Origin of the sequence: Sorangium sp. KYC3313, from assembly GCF_052075895.1 — a bacterium.
GTDB lineage: Bacteria > Myxococcota_A > Polyangia > Polyangiales > Polyangiaceae > Sorangium > Sorangium cellulosum_B.
In genome coordinates this window covers 10078068-10094235 of record NZ_CP197255.1, presented here as the reverse complement: position 1 = coordinate 10094235, position 16168 = coordinate 10078068, and the positions used below count along the sequence as shown (strand labels likewise).

The following is a 16168-nucleotide window of genomic DNA, read 5'->3' as shown; positions in this document are numbered from 1 at the left end:
AGGGAGTACCTCCGCCAAGCGTTGCGTAAGACCCTGATGGATCCTAGTGGTCGAAGGGATGATGGCTCGTGATGTCTCACTCAATATCTCCTTATTGAAGAAGAGAAAAGAGAACTGCTGCGCGTCACCGCTGGATGGCGGACGCGTTGAACCGCAAAGCATTACCAACCAAGCGCTGTCGCCCTGCGCCTTGTTATTGATTTTTACACTGAACGGTATTGCGCCGAGCAGGACTGATGGCGCACCTTAGGAGCCACCTGGGAGCTCCACATTCAAAAAAACTGAACTCCACGTTTTGTCATGCGAAGCGAATCCGGGTGTCTTGGGGCCGCATCCAGGCGCGCGCCTGATCCCGCCGTCGGGGCGCGCACGGGAGCTCCAGAGCGACGAGATCACGACCGCGAAGCCGGCGCTGGAATTGTGGCCGAGTGGAGCGAGCCGATCGACAGCGCCCGCTCCGTGATGGAGCTGCCCGCGGCGGCGCGGCACGATGTGGAGCTGGTCGAGAAGGAGACGGGCGTGCCGCACGCCAAAGCCGGCTAGCGCGCCCGACCGGAGGAGCACGGTCGAGTCGATCCATGTCGTCAACGTCTCCCAGATCGTCCCGTCCTCCACCGCGCCGGCCGTACCGGGCCGGATCGTCACGCACGTCGCGTCCTCGGCGCCCACCGCGAGCTTCGCCGTACCGCGCAGCCCCTCATCGTCCGACGATCCGGAGCTACATGCCCCCCTACGAGGAGCACCAGAGCGCAGCACGCGAGCGCTCTCCGCTTCACCCATCTCCCCGGCGCCATTGCTTTCCTCCGCGGGCGCGAAGGGACCAGAGCGACGAGTAAATAGCAATTACAGCCGATAACAGACAGCGCGCCCCCGCCACAAAAGCCGCCAGATCTGCCCGCTCCCCAGCACGATTTCAGCGCATCGGCAGGCGCGCCGCCTCCGAACCATCGCCTCGATCTCGGCACGTCCCCGTTCGTGACGTCGTCCTCGGCGATCGCGGGCGGCGTGTGCGTCGGCGCCGGGGTCGGCCCGACGCGCATCCGCCGCGTGCTCGGCCTGGCGGAGGCGTACGCACGCGCGTGGGCGAGGGGCCGTTCCCGACCGAGCTCGACGGCCAGCTCGGCGAGCGGCTCCGGTCGGTAGGCGGCGAGCACGGCTCGGTGGCGGGGCGGCTGCGGCGGACCGGGTGGCTGGACCTGCCGGCGCTGCGCTACGTGGCGCGCGTGAACGGCCTCGACGGGATCGCGCTCACCAAGCTCGACGTGCTGACCGGCACGCCGGAGCTCAAGGTGTGCGTCGCCTACGACACGCCGTCGGCGGCGCACGCGGGAGTTCCCGATCGACGAGATCGCGACGGCGAAGCCGGTGATCGAGCAGGTGACCGAGTGGAGCGAGCCGGGCGGATCCCCGGCGCATCGGCCCGATGAGGCGCTCCCGCCCCCGGCGCGACTTCCTGGTCCGGCTCGGCGTGGCGCACCGCAAGATGAAGGCGAAGGTCAAGCCGGGCCCCGCGGCGCCGCCTGCGCCCGACGTGCTCTGAACGCAGCGACGCCGGTGCGTTCCGGGCTCGGCCGGGGCGGGGCAGCTCGGCACTCCCCGACCCGCCCCGCCTCTTCCGCTTCAGCCCGTGAACCCGGCGAGCCCCGCCACCAGCCGATCGAGATCCGCGCGGCTGTGCCGCTCGGTCACGGCGACCAGCAGCTCGTCCCGCCGCTGCGCGTCGATCCGCCCGAGATCGAGCCCCGCGATGATCCCCTGCTCGGCGAGCGCCCGCGTGAGCCGCCCCGCGTCCCCGCCGCGGACCTTCACGACGAACTCGTGGAACGTCGGCGCCGACATCGGCAGCGAGTACCCGTCGAGCCGCGCGATCTCCCGCTTCAGGTGCTCCGCCTTCGCGAGGCACTGCTTCGCCGCCTCCACGAACCCGCGCTTGCCGAGCATGCACATCCGCATCGTGACCGCCGTCGCGCAGAGGCCGCTGTTCGTGCAGATGTTGCTCGTCGCCCGCTCGCGGCGGATGTGCTGCTCGCGCGTCGCGAGCGTCAGCACGTACCCGCGGGTCCCGTGTTTGTCGACCGTCTCGCCGACCAGCCGGCCGGGCACCTGCTGGAGGTACTTGCGGTCGTTCCGGCACGCGAACAGCCCGACGTTGGGGCCGCCGTACTGCGGCGGCAGCCCGAGCGGCTGGCCCTCCGCCACCGCGATGTCGGCGCCGAGCGCGCCCGGCGACTCGAGCAGCGCGAGCGCGTACGGGTCCAGGGTGACCGTGATCAGCAGCGCGCCCTTCTGGTGGCACACCTCGGCCACCTTCCGGATGTCGCCCACGACGCCGAAGAAATTCGGATAGCCAACCACCACGCAGGCGGTCGTCTCGTCGATCGCCCGCGTCAGCGCCTCGACGTCCGCCGTGCCGTCGCGGCCGACGTCGACCCCGACCAGCGACGCCTTGCCGGACCCGATGCCGTGCACGTACGTCTCGACCGTGCCGACATAGTCGGGGTGCACGCCCCCGGACAGGACCGTGCGCTCGCGCCCCGTCAGCCGGCGGGCCATCAGCACGGCCTCCGCGAGCGCGCTCGCGCCGTCGTACATCGACGCGTTCGCGATCGGCAGCCCGAGGATCTCGCTCACGATCGTCTGGAACTCGAAGATCACCTGGAGCGTGCCCTGGGAGACCTCGGGCTGGTACGGCGTGTACGCGGTGTAGAACTCGCTGCGGAGCAGCAGCTGATCGGCGGCCGGCGGGAAGTGGTGTTCGTAGGCGCCGGCCCCCAGGAACGAGAGCATGCGCGCTGCGCGGTTCTTCTCGGCGAGCTCCTCGAGGTGCCGCATGAGCGAGGCCTCGTCGAGCGAAGGCTCCATCGAGAGCGGGCGCGTGAGGCGCGCCTCCTTCGGGATCGCGCTGTAGAGCTCCTCGAGCGACGACAGGCCGACGGCCTGCAGCATCTCGCTGATTTCCTCGGGCGTGTGGGGCAGGTAGCGCATGGTCTTGTGCAGCGGGAAACGGGAAGGGTGATGCAGAACGCGGAGGGGAGCGGCGCTCAGTGCGCCGCGGTCTTCAGGAGCTCGCCGTAGGCGTCAGGATCCATGAGCGTGCCGAGCTCGCCCTGGTCCGAGGGCACGACCTCGATCATCCACGCCGCGCCGTAGCAGTCCTCGTTGACGAGCTCGGGGCGGCTCTCGAGATCCGCGTTCACACGCTGGATCTTGCCGCTCACCGGCGCGAACAGATCGCTCAGCGTCTTGACGCTCTCGATCGTGCCGAACGCCGTGCCCGCGGTGATCGTGTCGCCCGGCTTCACGTCGAGGTTGACCAGCGTGATGTCGCCGAGCTGCTCGACCGCGAAGGCGGTGATCCCGATCACGATGAGATCGTTCTCCTGCTTGGCCCACTCGTGATCCTTCGTGTACCGCCGGTCCGTTCGGACATTGTCGCTCGCCATGTGACTTCTTCTCCCTTTGCCAACCTGGATCTCTGGTCGCCGCGCGCGGTCGCTCGGCTCGGCCCGCCTCGGCGCGCCTCGGCGCGGGTCAGGCCCGCTTGTAGAACGGGGTCTTGACCACGACCGCCTCGACCGTGCGCCCGCGGCAGTCCACCTGGAAGGCGGTCCCTACCGCCGCCATCGGCGCCGGCAGGTAGCCGAGCCCGATGTTCTTGCCGACGGTCGGCCCCGGGCTGCCGCTCGTGCAGACGCCGACCTTCGCGCCGCTCACGTCGAGCAGCGGGTAGCCGTGGCGCGCGATGCCGCGCCCCGTCATCTCGAAGCCGACCAGCTTGCGCGCGGGGCCCTCGTCCTTGATGCGCTGGAGCGCCGCGCGCCCCACGAAATCGCCCTTGTCGAGCTTCACCACCCAGCCGAGGCCCGCCTCGATGGGGTTCGTCGTCTCGTCGATGTCGTTGCCGTACAGCGACAGGCGCGCCTCCAGGCGGAGCGTGTCGCGCGCGCCGAGGCCCGTCGCCTCGAGGCCGAGCGGACCGCCGAGCTCGGCCAGCGCGCGCCAGAGCCGCTGCGCGTCGGACGGCGAGCAGAAGATCTCGATGCCGTCCTCGCCGGTGTAGCCGGTGCGGGCCACGGTGCAGCGCACGTTGGCGAGCGTCGCGTCGCGAAAGTGGAACGGCGCGAGCTCGCGCAGCGCAGGGCCGTCGCCGCCCGCGAGCGCGACGATGTCGAGCGCCTTCGGCCCCTGGAGCGCCATCATCGCCGTGCGATCCGACGCGTCCTCGAAGCTGCAGTGGCCCTGCGCCGCGCCCCGGATGTGGGCGGAGATCTTGTCGCGATTCGACGCGTTGCAGACGATGAGCCACTGCCGCGCGTCGATCCGGTACACGATGAGGTCGTCGAGGATCGTTCCGGCCTCGTTGCAGGCGCACGTGTAGAGCGCGTGGCCGTCTTCCAGCTTCTTCACGTCGTTCGTGACGAGGTGGTCGACCACCTGTCCGGCGTGCTCGCCGCTCAGGATGATCTCGCCCATGTGCGAGACGTCGAAGAGCCCGGCGGCGGTGCGCACCGCCTTGTGCTCTTCGGTGACGCCTTTGTACTGGACCGGCATCTCCCAGCCGGCGAACGGGACCATGCGGCCGCCGAGCTTGATGTGCTCGTCGTAGAGCGGCGTCCTTCGGAGCGGAGCGGTGGGGAGCGGCTTGGTCGACACGGCCGCGATCTACTTCGAAAGGTCGGAGATGTCGACTGGCGCCGGCTGGTGCAACGGCCCCCGCGGCGCGGGAGGTCGAGGCCGCCGCCGCCGCGCTCACTCGAGGCGGGTGGGATCGATCACCTCGCCGGTCGGCGTGAGCCCGCTGCGGCGCCAGCGCTCCTCGACCGACAGGCCCTGCTCCGCGGGCGGCCGGGTCTCGTCGCGGACGACGAGCTCCGAGACGTGCGTGCGCGAGACGACCTCGATCCGGATCATCCGCTGCGGCGCGCTCTTCACCGTGGCGCGCGAGAAGATCGTCTTCGCAGGCCCGGTCTCGACATTTCCGGCGAGGACGCGCGTGCGCACGTAGTTCGCCACCCGCTCGGCTGGGATTTCCCCGACCGCGAAGACGGCATCGGGGAAGCGCGCGCGCACCTTCATGCGGCGCGGGATGGGCAGGCCGAACGCCTGCTCGGTCCCCTCGGCGAGCTCGCCCGGCAGCGCCTGGTCGACCGGCGGCTTCGGGGCTGCGGCCTCGCTCGCCTGCGGCGCGGGCGCCGGCGCGCCGGCGTCGCTGCGGCAGGCGGGCGCGGCCGAAGCGCACGCGACGAGCGCGGCGAGCGCGCCGGCGGCGCGCGACAGGCTGGCTCGCTTCATTCGATGAGGGTGGCCCACGAGTCGATCTTAACGACCTTGCGCGGCCGCTGCAGCGTCCTCGTGCTCGTTCGCGTCGCGCCCCCCTGGGCGTCCGCGTCGCCCGCGGCGCCGGTGTGGAACACGAGCTGGTACTCGGGCGGGGTGGAGTGCCGGACGATCGTCTGCTGGCCGAAGTAGTCATCGGTGTACTCCGCCGTCTCCACGCAGGTCGGCTTCTGGGTCACGGCCACGCCGAAGACGATCGTGCCCGGCGACTGCTGCTCGGAGCGCTCCGGATCCGCGAGCGGATCGACGACGAGGCAGCCGTTCGGGAGTGCGGGCGAGTCCGTGTTGCCGAGCAGGTAGTCGACGCCCCAGATCGCGCCGCGCCCGTCCGCGCACGCGTAGGTCCCGGGCGCGACGGGCCTGAACGTCGCGAAGTACGCGCAGCCGTTGAAGAGGGAGATGGGCCCGGTCACGCGCTCGCCGCCCGTGAAGGGGACGACCCAGTTCTCGCTGAAGCGGAGGCTTGTGTTGTGCGGTCGCTCGGTGATCGACCAGACCCGCGTCTCGATGGCGCCGCTCGCCGTGAACGCCTCCTGATCGCCGGTGGAGAACAGGATGACCTTGTTGCCGAGCGGATCGGTGCTCACGATCGGCGTCGTCTGGATCGGCTGGCTGCTCGCCGGGGTGTCGCCCGGGAACGAGTACGCGTCCCAGGCGAGGTCCACGGTCCAGTTGTCCGGGTTGGTGCTCGTCAGGCTGACGCGCCAGAGCGTCCCGTCGGCGTCGCCGACGTAGATGCGCTCGGCGACCTCGCCGACGCCCGCCGGGAACGGCACGGGGACGCCGGTGATCGGCGAGTCGAAGTCGACCCGCGTGGTCCGCAAGGCGAGCCCGCCCGGGGCCTCGTCGACGCGGCCCCGGAACGTGCGGAGGATCTCGCCCGTGTCGAGCCGGACGATCGTGAGCGAGCGCGACGGGCCGACGGGGCCGCCCGTGCCCGCGCTGCCCCAGCACCGGACCGAGTCGCGGACCTCCAGGGTGCCCGTCGGGTGGAAGAGCGGTGGCGTCGCGTTCTGCCGGTTGCACGCGGGCTGGCTCGTGTCGAGCGGGGCGGAGCCGCCGGGCAGGATGGCGACCGCGATCTCCTTGATCTCGCCTTCGTCCTGCATCTCCACCATGCCGATCGCCGGCGTCGGCGTCGCGTCGCCGAACAGTGGGGTGCCGCTATCGTCCGTGGAGAGCTGCCAGAGGAACTGCGGCGCCTTCGGGTTCGTCACGTCGAGCGCGTAGTAGAAGCTGCCGCCCGCGCCGCCGCTGGCGACGAGCACCGTCTTCCAGGTCGCGTTGGCGCTGCTCACCTGCGCCGACGTGCGCTCGAAGACGACGTTCTTCACGACGGGCGCACCGTCGAGCAGCAGCGATTGCTGGTTGAACGTCGCGAGCAGCCGGGGGAGCACGTGGGGCGGCAGGAACGACCAGAGCTCGTTGTTCGCGACCTTGTCCACCTTGAGATCGTCGTCTGCGTCTGCCGCGGCCACCTGGAAGGCGTGCAGCTGCCCGTCGGTCGTCGCCGTGTAGAGCACGAGCGGCCGGGTCTTCTGAGCGGGGCTCTCCGCGAAGGCCCGGTAGGACTCGTCGGGGATGTAGTCGTTCGGCGGCCCCACGACGACCGGCGTGGAGTGATAGATGCTGCCGAGCACGTTGCCCTCGCGGGAGGCGACGCCCGAGGGCATCGGCGCGCCGACCTCCCACTCGATGAGGCGCCGGGCGCAGTCCGCGGCGTTGGTCGCCTGCAGCCCGCCCGAGCACTGCGGCGGGACGGGCGCGCTGGGATCGAGATCGAGCGCGCGGGACGCGCTGGAGAGAGCGGTCGCGAACGCCGTCGCCTGCGCGAGCGCGCCGCCGTTGGTCATCGTGCCCGCGTAGCTGCCCAGCCCGTCCGTGGCGACGTCGGCGGGGCGGATGCTCCGGCTCGACCAGATGCGCTGCGCGGTGGTGTCCAGCTCGCCGATCACGGTGAAGAACTGCCGCGGCTGCCCGGTGTTCGAGTTGACGTTGGCCGCGAAGTCATCGCCCTTGCCGGGGTCGATGTCCTTCAGCTGCGTCGTCATGACGCCGCTCACGGCCTCGCAGACGAAGCGCTTGCGCTCGAGGTTGCCGCTCCAGAGCGAGCCGTCCGGCGGCGGGCTGAACGAGGAGGCGAACTGGTAGGCGACCCCCTCGTCGGTGCTGCCGTTGTTCGCGGTCGTTGTCGCGTTGGCGAAGACGGGGAGGGTGCGGCTCGTCGAGTTCGCGGCGATCTGCGCGAAGATCCGCGACATCACCGCGGAGAGCTCGTTGGCGTCGTCCGGGAAATAGCCGCGGTCGGTCCCGCCCTCGATGGCGATGCGCGAGAGCGTGCAGCACGCCTTGAGCGCGCCGGACGCGCCGTCGCAGCGCCCGCCGGCCAGGAAATCGGCCGAGGAGATCGTCGAGCAGTCGGTACCCGCCTCCGTGGAGAGGCCGAACCCGACGGTATAGGTCGGCACGCGCCGGTTCGGGTTGGTGTGGGAGTTGAGCGACTGGGCGATGACCTGCGGCTCCTCGTAGGGACAGCCCGTCAATTCGGGGCCGGGGCCGGTGCCCTGCGCGCAGCTCGGGCGCAGGTCGAGGTTCGGCTCGCCGTCGGAGATGAGCACGATCGAGGTCTTGCGGCAGCCGCCGCTGATGAACGGATCGTCGCGCGGCCCGAGCGGCCGACTCTTCCAGGTCGAGGTGTCGTCGCGGATGTAGTCGCGCGCGTCCGACAGCATCCCGGCGAGCGGCGTCGCGCCGTAGGGGCGCATCGCGATGAGCGCGTTCTGGATGCTCTCGTTCACGCTGCGGATCTCGGTGGTGTCCGCCGTGTAGGTCGGGAAGGGGATGAGCGGCCCTTCCCAGAGCGGCGCGGACGGGTTCCTGGCGCCGACCTCCATGTCCGCGGGAGCGCAGGCGGGCGGGTTGCCCCGCGCCGGGTATCCTGTGCCGCTATCGAACCCGAGGAAGTAGCTCCACATCCCCTCCATGCCGCCCACGGGATCGGGAGCGCCGGAGAGGAGCCCGGTGCTCGCGTCGGGGAGCGTGTCGAACGTCATGAGCCCGAACCGGATCCGGTCCTGGTAGACGTCGAGCAGGCCGGCGTTGAGCTGCGTGAACGGCGTCGTGCAAGGCGTGGCCGCGTTGTCCCAGCGATGCTCTCCCACCAGATCGTAGGTCGCCCCCGGGCCCTTCGTGCAGTGGCCCGAGATCATGCGATGGAACGGGATGTAGTAGTTCCTGTCGTAGGGCGGCTCTCCCCCGAGGCTGAACTCGCTGACGAACGCGGTGCTCGTGCGGGGCTGCGCGACGCAGCTGAAGTCCTGGATCGGGCCCGTGAGCGACTCGACGAGCTTCGTCCAGCGGCTCTTCAGGGCCTCGGAGGCGGGGGGAGTGCCCGGGTTGCAGTCCGGCTCCCCGCCCGCCACCGTCTTCTCCATCGAGCCCGACGTGTCGACGAGCAAGAGCACGTTGGGCAGCGGCGGCTCCACATCCATGGCCTGCGCGCGCGCGCGCCCCGCGACGAGGCCGAGCGTCGCTGCGGAGCTCATGGTGACAAGGACCTTCGTCAGGTTTCGCATCGTGCGCTCCGGTTCGTCACTTCGAGCAAAGGATATCGGCAACGACGGACATGGATTCCTGGCTGCCCGCCGTCGCGATGACAGAGCCGTCGGGCCAGGCGATGAGCCGCGCGCTCATGGTGACCGTGCAGTAATCGACGCTCACCGGGTTGGGGCCGCCCATGTCGCTGCCGGCGCGGTTCCCTATCGCAGGCCTTATCTTATCAGTGATCTCCACCTTGGCGATCCACTGGACGTCGGCGCGACCAAGGCTCCCCGGCGTCTCCGGCGGGCCGGCCGCGGGCGGCTCCAGGAGCTCTTCTGCCGCGTCGAACGTGTGCGGCAGGAGCGGCCAGCACTCGTTGGTGATGACCGAGCAGTTCGTCGACCTGGGGATCATCTCCAGGCCTCCCTTCTGCTCGATTTCGGCGATCGCGAGCTGCATCGCGTACTCGGTGAGATAGTGGGTCTGCGTCATCCGGCGCTCGTGGCCGCTGGCGATGGTCGACAGCGTGGCCGCGTGGGCCGCGAACAGGCCGATCGCGGTGAGCATCGTGATGACCAGCACGACGATGAAGACGGCGGCGCCCCGCTCGCGGGAGCGCCGTCGGGACCGGGCGATGCTTGTGTTCACCATGGGACGTAGGCCTGGTTGGGGAGCGCGATGTCGGCGTAGAGGGTGCGCATCCGGGCGTAGACCGGCGGCGATCCGGAGGGCGCGGTGTCCATGTACATGTCGGCGCCGGCGACGACACCGGGGATCAGGAACCTGAACCTGCGGCCATCGGGGCCCATGCCATCGGAACTCCCGGGGAAGGTGAGGGCGACGTCGCGATCGGGCGCCCGGGTTCGGGTCGAGAGCCGGACCTGGACCGACCGCACGCGCTGCGGCGTGCCGGGCGGTCCAGCATCGAGCGCGGCGGCGGTGCTGTACACGAGCGCGTTGTCGGTCGCCATGATGGGATACCGCGTGATCTGCGGGTTGGTCACTCCAGGGACGGTGCTCTCCTGCGCGACGGAGATCCCGAACTTCAGATCGACGGCGTACTCCGCGATGAGCTCGAGCGTGCCCGGGAGCTCCTGATCCTCTTCGCCGAGCTCGACCCGCACGAGCTCTGTGCGGCCGTTGTCGCCGGTGAGCGTCCCGAGCTCCGTCGTGATGGGCGCCACGAGAGCGTCGTAGGGCGTCCCCTTGCCGCGGAGGCTCCGGATGTCGTAGCGGACGCGGGAGACGACGTTCACCCATCCTCCGTCGCCGGTGGAGCCGCCGGGGGTCACGCCGCAATCGGCGAGCCCGACAAGCGTCGGCAGGCCGGGATCAGCCTTCAGCATGATGCGGATCTCGAGGGGCGGAGTGCCGACCACGTTGACCTGATCGATGACGCCGTACAGGAACTTCTCCTGACCGCGGACCATGATGCGCAGGAAGCGGCGAGGCGCGAAGATCTGGGTCAGGCTCTGCCCGCCGCCCTGCTCGCGCGCGAGCGTGCGCTGCACGGCGGAGCTGTTCGGGTTGAGCTCGACGATCCAGTTGCCCGACTCATCGCTGATCTTCCTGAACTCGAACAGCTCGGTGCTGTTCAAGCTGCCGCCGATGATGATGGAGTCGGGGTGCAGCCCGTTGGCGATGCTCTGGTTGAGCTCCGCCCCGTGGGCGAGCTCCGACCCTCGACCGAGGATCGAGATCCCGGCGAGGCGCGCCAGGCCGACCGGCGAGGCCGGGACCTGGCAGACCTCCGGGTCCTGGAGGATGTTGGGCGACGAGAGGTAGGCCGCGCGCTGCAGGTCCGCGGTGAGCCGGTTCAGCCCGATCGTCGCCGCGAGGTGCGAGGCGGAGGCCCTCGCCTCGTTCTGGAAGAAGCGCGTCGCGTTCTTCGAGAGCAGGAAGGCCGCCAGCGACACGACGAGGCCGGCGGCCATGGCCACGAGCAGTTCCACGAGCGTGAAGCCTCGCTGTCCTGAGGCGCGCGCGCGCGGGCGGGTGGTGCGTCGGCTCGTCGTCATCGCCTGTCCTCGCTCGTGTTCCGGAGCACGCCGGTCGTCAGGTAGACCGCGCCGAAGCGCCCCGGGTCCGTGTCGACGTCGAACGGGGTGGTGATCGTGCAGTTGATCGGGTCCCCGCTGCGCTCCCAGACGACGCGGATCTCGGCGCGGAGGAGGCTGTCCCAGATCGGCGTGCCCGACACGGGATCGGTGAACTGGCGGAAGCGCACGTGCGTGCAGAACGCGGACGCCGACGTGTCGCCCGGGTAGATGTCGGCCCCGAGCACGTCGGCGCTCGGCGACCCGAGCGCGGTGATCTCCGTGGGGGTCACCTTCGTGAACGGGGCGGTGGTGCTGAGCGCGAGCCAGTCCGTGTCGCTGCTGATGTCGGGCACCCGCATGGGATCGTTCCACTGGAGCGCGTCCACCCGCAGCCGCTCTGCCCAGGTGATGGCGATGCTGTTGGCGATCGTGAGGTTGCGCGCGTTCGTGTTGCTGATGAGCGTCGCCTTCTGCAGCGCGAGCACCCCGGTGGCGCCGATCGCCAGCACGCCGAGCGCCGCCATGACCTCGATGAGCGTGTAGCCGCGGCCCGCCGCCCTCCTCGCACGCGCCGCGCTCACAGCCCGAGCCTCGCGACGCCGTTCGGCGGGACGAAGACCGAGCGCAGGAGGCCGGTCCTTGTGTTGGTCACGTTCACCCGGAGCGCGCCGAGCAGCGGCGCGAACGCCCCGGCGGCGTCGTAGCGGACGAACGTCCGCCCCCGCGGCGTGAAGCAGACGTCGGCGTTGTCTTGCGCCACACCGGCGGGATCGAGCAGCTGCATCGCCGCCAGGTCGATGCCCATGGTCTGGAGCGTCGTGACCGAGTCGGTCTGGGCCGGGTCCATCCAGTCGGCGACGCTGAGGCAGCTCGTCGCGATCAGCGCGCCGGCGGCGATGTTGTCGACCTGCGCCTGCCGCACCTGGAACGCGCCTGTCGAGGCGGTCCACCGCACGAGGACCGCCGCCCCGCGCCCGATCGCCTGGTAGCGCGCGAGCCGGTAGATCCCGCTGATCTCCATCGCGGTGCGGTTCACGCGGCGATCGCGCATGCCGCTCACGAAGCTCGGCGACGCCGCGGCGGCCAGGATGCCGATGAGGACCACCACCGCGAGCAGCTCCGGCAGGGTGAAGCCGCGCGCGCCACGGCGGCGCAGCGCGCGCTGCCCCGGAGCGCAGGCCCGCGGTCGATCGGAATCACGAGGAGGAGGTCGCGAACAGGAGGGAGGGCGCACCAAAGGATCGGCAAAGGCAAGCCGCATGCCCTCGGAGGTGGCCGCTAAGTCATTGAACTTCATGGTGAATCTCTCAAAGCGATTCGCCGCGGGCGCTAACGATTGCGGCGCTATGAAAAAAGGTGCAAGGCGAACAGGCCATGCGATTCCCGCCCGAAAGGTGTTCACCGAGAGGCCCATTGGACCACAGCGTGTCAGCTGCGACCCGCGCGACCCGCGCGACCCGCGCGTGCCCCGGGGAGCCGTCGCGCTCCCGTGCGCGGAGCTGCGCGCTGCTCGCCGGCGCGCTCGTGGCCGCGCTGTCTTCGGGCTGCAGCAAGAAGGAAGAGCCCCTCGGCGCGCCGCCGCCGCCTCCGCCGGCCGCGAAGCCGGCCGCCTGCGCCGGCGGCGGGGGGACGATCGGCGACGCGGCGAGCGCGCCGTTCTTCCCGCGCACGACGGGCGGGTTCTGCCTCGACCCGAACGGCGGGGAGAAGACGTTCGGGGAATCGGCGCCCCTGCCGCTCGACAGCATCTGCGACATGTTCGACGGAGAGTGCGAGATCTACAAGGGATTCGGCGTGCGGCGGGTGGTCGAGGCGCGGTACGTGAGCGGCGAGGGCGGCTCCGCGACCGTCGACGTCCACCTCTCGAAATTCGGATCCACGGAGGGTGCTTACGGGATGTTCACGAAGCGCACCGTGGGCGACGGCGACCCCGCCGACGAGGCGACGCCCCGCGCGATCGAGGGGGGCGGCGCGGCCGCGATGGGGGTCGGGAACGCGTACCTCTGGCGCGGGCAGTACCTCGCCGAGATCACCTACAACGACGAGGCGCTGGCCGAGGCGGCGCTCAAGTCGTCGAGCGAGAAGGTCCTGCCTGGGCTCGTGAAGGAGATGGGCGCGAAGCTGCCCGGCGAGCCGTCGCTGCCGCCTGCCGCGGCGGCGCTGCCCAAGGACAACATGATCCCGCTCGGGATCCGCTACGAGACCAAGGACGTGCTCGGGGTGGATGGCGCTGGGCCCGGGGCGTTCGGCTACTACAAGGAGGTCGACAAGCGCTACCGGGTGGTCGCGGTCGTGCGCGACGACGTCGACCAGGCCAAGGACGTGGTGTCGACGCTGGCGAAGCTGCCGGGCGCGGCCAGGGAGAAGGGCATCGGCGACGGCTCGGTGCGCCTCATGAACAAGGACGGCGAGGGCTCCGCGACCGAGTGGGTGTTCGCGCGCGCCGACAAGACCGTCTACGGCGTCGGCGACGAGGCCCGCGTGCTCCGCAACGGCATGACGGCCGACGAGCACGCCAAGCTGACGCTGACCAAGGAAGAGAAGACGGCGAGGCTGAAGAAGCTCGTCACCGCGCCCGCGCGCTGACCGCAGCGGGAGGGGTCGAGCCGCCCGGGGCTCGCGACGCTGCGGCGCCGCGGCCCCGGTGGCGCCGCGCGCTCACTGCGTGCGGAGGATGACGTGGTAGCCGAACGCGGTCTCGACGAGGTCGCTCACCTGGCCGACCTTGATCTTCTCGAGGCCCGCCTGGAACTCCGGGACCATCGCGCCCTTCGGGAACTTGCCGAGGTCGCCGCCGCGCTTGTCCGCGCCCGGCTCGTCCGAGTACTCCTTCACGACGTCCGCGAACTTGCTCGGATCGGCCTTGGCCTTCGTCATGGCCTCGGTCGCGCGGGCCTTGGCTTCGTCCTTCGTGCGCTCGACGGTCGGGGGCGCTCGGCGGCTCCCCTTGTACATGACGAGCAGGTGCTTCGCGCCGAACATCTCCCTCGGCGCCTGCGCCGACTGCGCCGGGCGGGGCGTGGGAGCGGGCGGCGGAGCGGCGGCGATGGCGTGCTCGTGCTCGTCGGGCTCCGGGGCAACGGGGGCCGCGAGGCGGGCGAGCGGCGTCTTGTTGAAGATGCCGAAGAAGCCGAGGAGCCCGATCAGCACGAGCGCGCTGAGCACGGCGTGCGGCGCCCACCAGTACGGATCTTCCGGCTCGGCGCCGTCGTCCTCCGCGTCGTCGTCGTCGTGCGCGTGGCCGTGTCCACGGCCGCGGGCCGCGGTGGCCTTCGCCTCTTCCTCCTCGTCGTCGTCGTTGCCTTCGTCGGTCGACTCGGCCTCGTCGTCGAGGTCCTCGTCGTCCTTGGCCCTGTCCTTCTCGCTCGTCTTGCTCATAACGCTTCCCTGATCCGGGCCTCGGCCCTTAGCACGCGACCACGCCGGCCGTCAGCCGATCTCCGCCCACGCGCTCGTGAGCACCGGATCGGGGCGATCCTTGACAGAGGTGACCACCGCGACCTTGCCGCCGGCCAGCGCCCAGCCCCGCGTGATGAGGGTGTCGCCCGGCCACACCGGCTTGCGGAACTGCGCGCCGTACGCCCGCAGCCGGCTCGCGTCGCCGCCCGCCGCCTTCTGGATGATCGCGCGCGCCGCGAAGCCGTACGTGCAGAGGCCGTGCAGGATGGGGCCCTGCGTGAAGCTCGCCTTCGCCGCGACCTCCGGATCGGCGTGCAGCGGGTTCTCGTCGCCCGAGAGCCGGTACAGCAGCGCCTGCTCGGGCGCCGTCGCCTGCTCGACGACCCAGTCGGGCTCGCGGTCCTTCGGCACGGGGGCCTCCGACTCGGCGTGCGGCGGGCGCGGCCCGCCGAAGCCGCCGACGCCGCGCACGATGATCGACCACACCGTGTCGAAGAGCGGCTCGCCGTCGAGCGTGGTCTTCGTCTCGACGATCACCTGCGCGAACTTCTTGAGGTCGTAGATGCCCGCCAGCGTGGCGGTCGTGAACAGCGTCCCGCTCGTCGGGATCGGGCGGTGCACCCGGAGCGTCTGCCCTCCGTGGACGATGAGCGCCAGCTCGGCCCCGGCCACCTCGAGCGCCTCGAACACGGTCCCCTGGGAGGGGATCACGCCGAACGTGGGGTAGACCTTCATGCCCCCCGGCGTGCCCTCGTACAGGTACTCGAGCTCCTCGCGCTTGGCGCCGATCCCGAGCGCGTAGGTGGCCAGGGTCTTCCAGTTGAAGGTGAACGCGCTGGGCTGGGTCGTGTAGCCGACCTTCGAGAGATTCAGCGGCATCGGGGGCTCCTCGCAGGATGGAAACGGCCGGGCAGGCGTACCGACCTGGCGATGTCGCGTCAACTGCCGCCCGCCGAGCGGAGCGCGGCGTCAGGGCGTGATGCGCCGCAGGCGGCGCATGGCGCGGCGTCAGAGCGCGAGGCGGTACGCGATCAGGACGCCGATGTTGAACATGTCGACGCGCTGGGAGAGCGAGGCGAGATCGCCGGTCGGGGAGACCTTGCGCTGCTCGGGGAGGAACCAGCTCGAGTAGCGGATGTGGCTCCCGACGCTCCAGTTGTCGGCGAAGGCCCAGTCGCCGCCGATCGCGAGCCCCGCGGCGACACCTTCGGTGCCGAGCGTCGCGGCCCTGGGCCCGACATACGCCGTGTCCGAGTACGGGTTGCGATCGGCCTCGACCGACCACGAGTCGTTGACGACGACGCCGCCGATCGTCACGCCGGCCCACCACTCCGAGCTGCGGACGCGGAGGGCGTAGTAGCGAAACAGCCCGTCGAGCATGAAGTAGCTGCGCGCGTGATCGCGCTCGAGGCCGGGCGCGCCGCGCGCGGCGTCGGAGGTCAGCGTCGCCGCCCAGAAGATGCCCGCGCCGAAGCCGATGTCGCGAAAGCGGTAGAGGTTGTGGATGCCGAGGGAGACGCTCGTCTCGCCCTGCTCGCAGGCGCCCGGAGCCAGCGAGACGGGGCAGACGTCGGCGCCCGGGAGCGTCATCACGCCGCTGCTCACCTCCACCATGGTGTAGGGGAAACCGCGCTCGCGCGCGGCGACGGCGCGGCGGGCGGCCCTGCTCTCGTCGGCCCGGCCGGGGGCGGAGATCAGCAGCGCGGCGAGCGCGGCGGCGCACGCGGCGCCGCGCGAGCGCGCGCTCGTCGCTCGCGCGCTGCCACGCCCCGCCAGCGCTGCCCGGCCGCCCTGCCCGGCGCGGGCGTTGGCGGGCGCTTGCGACGTCAGGTACCGGCCGGCTGGACTCACCT

Annotated in this window: 14 protein-coding genes and 3 pseudogenes; 4 read left to right on the top strand and 13 right to left on the bottom strand. The window is 70.9% G+C overall.

The window, feature by feature from the left end; translation table 11 throughout:
• Window positions 1–46 precede the first annotated feature (46 nt).
• The 3 genes and pseudogenes from ACSRUE_RS38270 to ACSRUE_RS38260 all read left to right on the top strand — a co-directional run bounded on the left by ACSRUE_RS38270 (window position 47) and on the right by ACSRUE_RS38260 (window position 1427).
• A complete protein-coding gene (locus ACSRUE_RS38270; protein ID WP_441287882.1) occupies window positions 47–250 on the top strand; it encodes a hypothetical protein in 204 nt (67 codons plus the stop codon).
• 105 nt (window positions 251–355) lie between these two features.
• Window positions 356–525, top strand: a pseudogene (locus tag ACSRUE_RS38265) (adenylosuccinate synthase); the annotation flags it as partial.
• A 450-nt stretch (window positions 526–975) separates the two neighbouring features.
• Window positions 976–1427 (top strand): annotated as a pseudogene (locus ACSRUE_RS38260) (adenylosuccinate synthetase).
• Window positions 1428–1620: 193 nt separating this feature from the next.
• On the opposite strand, the gene gcvPA reads toward ACSRUE_RS38260, so the two are convergent.
• The 10 genes and pseudogenes from gcvPA to ACSRUE_RS38210 all read right to left on the bottom strand — a co-directional run.
• Window positions 1621–2985: an aminomethyl-transferring glycine dehydrogenase subunit GcvPA gene (gcvPA, locus tag ACSRUE_RS38255; RefSeq protein ID WP_441287881.1), complete on the bottom strand. Its 1365-nt coding sequence runs from the start codon at window positions 2983–2985 to the stop codon at window positions 1621–1623.
• Between the two features lie 56 nt (window positions 2986–3041).
• Entirely contained in the window at window positions 3042–3443 is a 402-nt protein-coding gene (gcvH, locus tag ACSRUE_RS38250; RefSeq protein ID WP_441287880.1) for a glycine cleavage system protein GcvH, read from the bottom strand.
• An 88-nt stretch (window positions 3444–3531) separates the two neighbouring features.
• On the bottom strand, window positions 3532–4653 hold the full coding sequence (gene gcvT / locus ACSRUE_RS38245; RefSeq protein WP_441287879.1) for a glycine cleavage system aminomethyltransferase GcvT: 1122 nt from the start codon (window positions 4651–4653) through the stop codon (window positions 3532–3534).
• A 96-nt stretch (window positions 4654–4749) separates the two neighbouring features.
• On the bottom strand, window positions 4750–5292 hold the full coding sequence (locus tag ACSRUE_RS38240) for a hypothetical protein (RefSeq protein WP_441287878.1): 543 nt from the start codon (window positions 5290–5292) through the stop codon (window positions 4750–4752).
• On the bottom strand, window positions 5289–8912 hold the full coding sequence (locus ACSRUE_RS38235; protein WP_441287877.1) for a pilus assembly protein: 3624 nt from the start codon (window positions 8910–8912) through the stop codon (window positions 5289–5291). Before ACSRUE_RS38235 ends, ACSRUE_RS38240 begins: the two co-directional genes overlap by 4 nt.
• Before the next feature lie 16 nt (window positions 8913–8928).
• Window positions 8929–9528 carry a hypothetical protein gene (locus tag ACSRUE_RS38230; RefSeq protein ID WP_441287876.1) on the bottom strand — a complete coding sequence of 200 codons (600 nt, stop codon included), beginning with the start codon at window positions 9526–9528 and terminating at the stop codon, window positions 8929–8931.
• Window positions 9522–10829: a PilW family protein gene (locus tag ACSRUE_RS38225; protein WP_441287875.1), complete on the bottom strand. Its 1308-nt coding sequence runs from the start codon at window positions 10827–10829 to the stop codon at window positions 9522–9524. The genes ACSRUE_RS38230 and ACSRUE_RS38225 overlap by 7 nt, the downstream gene beginning before the upstream one ends.
• A gap of 62 nt (window positions 10830–10891) precedes the next feature.
• The gene (locus ACSRUE_RS38220; RefSeq protein ID WP_441287874.1) at window positions 10892–11497 is read right to left on the bottom strand and encodes a type IV pilus modification PilV family protein; all 606 of its coding nucleotides are present in this window, start codon (window positions 11495–11497) and stop codon (window positions 10892–10894) included.
• Entirely contained in the window at window positions 11494–12024 is a 531-nt protein-coding gene (locus ACSRUE_RS38215) for a pilus assembly FimT family protein (RefSeq protein WP_441293176.1), read from the bottom strand. The genes ACSRUE_RS38220 and ACSRUE_RS38215 overlap by 4 nt, the downstream gene beginning before the upstream one ends.
• A pseudogene (locus ACSRUE_RS38210) lies at window positions 12025–12177 on the bottom strand (pilus assembly FimT family protein); the annotation flags it as partial.
• Window positions 12178–12341: 164 nt separating this feature from the next.
• Between ACSRUE_RS38210 and ACSRUE_RS38205 the strand changes: the two are divergent.
• Entirely contained in the window at window positions 12342–13502 is a 1161-nt protein-coding gene (locus ACSRUE_RS38205) for a DUF6599 family protein (RefSeq protein ID WP_437769094.1), read from the top strand.
• 72 nt (window positions 13503–13574) lie between these two features.
• Here the strand turns inward: ACSRUE_RS38205 and ACSRUE_RS38200 are convergent, their stop codons facing one another.
• From ACSRUE_RS38200 to ACSRUE_RS38190, 3 genes are all read right to left on the bottom strand, one after another.
• Window positions 13575–14294, bottom strand: a complete 720-nt coding sequence (locus ACSRUE_RS38200; RefSeq protein WP_441287873.1) for a peptidylprolyl isomerase — start codon at window positions 14292–14294, stop codon at window positions 13575–13577.
• A 51-nt stretch (window positions 14295–14345) separates the two neighbouring features.
• Window positions 14346–15194, bottom strand: coding sequence for a MaoC/PaaZ C-terminal domain-containing protein (locus tag ACSRUE_RS38195; protein WP_437769092.1), 849 nt, complete (start codon window positions 15192–15194; stop codon window positions 14346–14348).
• A gap of 129 nt (window positions 15195–15323) precedes the next feature.
• A complete protein-coding gene (locus ACSRUE_RS38190) occupies window positions 15324–16166 on the bottom strand; it encodes a hypothetical protein (protein ID WP_441287872.1) in 843 nt (280 codons plus the stop codon).
• Window positions 16167–16168 lie beyond the last annotated feature (2 nt).

What these genes read in the sequence shown, in the direction of transcription:
- ACSRUE_RS38240 (WP_441287878.1), bottom strand. Translation starts at nt 5,292, where the DNA reads ATGAAGCGAGCCAGCCTGTCGCGCGCCGCCGGCGCGCTCGCCGCGCTC.
- ACSRUE_RS38195 (WP_437769092.1), bottom strand. Translation starts at nt 15,194, where the DNA reads ATGCCGCTGAATCTCTCGAAGGTCGGCTACACGACCCAGCCCAGCGCG.
- ACSRUE_RS38200 (WP_441287873.1), bottom strand. Translation starts at nt 14,294, where the DNA reads ATGAGCAAGACGAGCGAGAAGGACAGGGCCAAGGACGACGAGGACCTC.
- gcvH (WP_441287880.1), bottom strand. Translation starts at nt 3,443, where the DNA reads ATGGCGAGCGACAATGTCCGAACGGACCGGCGGTACACGAAGGATCAC.
- ACSRUE_RS38235 (WP_441287877.1), bottom strand. Translation starts at nt 8,912, where the DNA reads ATGCGAAACCTGACGAAGGTCCTTGTCACCATGAGCTCCGCAGCGACG.
- gcvPA (WP_441287881.1), bottom strand. Translation starts at nt 2,985, where the DNA reads ATGCGCTACCTGCCCCACACGCCCGAGGAAATCAGCGAGATGCTGCAG.
- ACSRUE_RS38230 (WP_441287876.1), bottom strand. Translation starts at nt 9,528, where the DNA reads ATGGTGAACACAAGCATCGCCCGGTCCCGACGGCGCTCCCGCGAGCGG.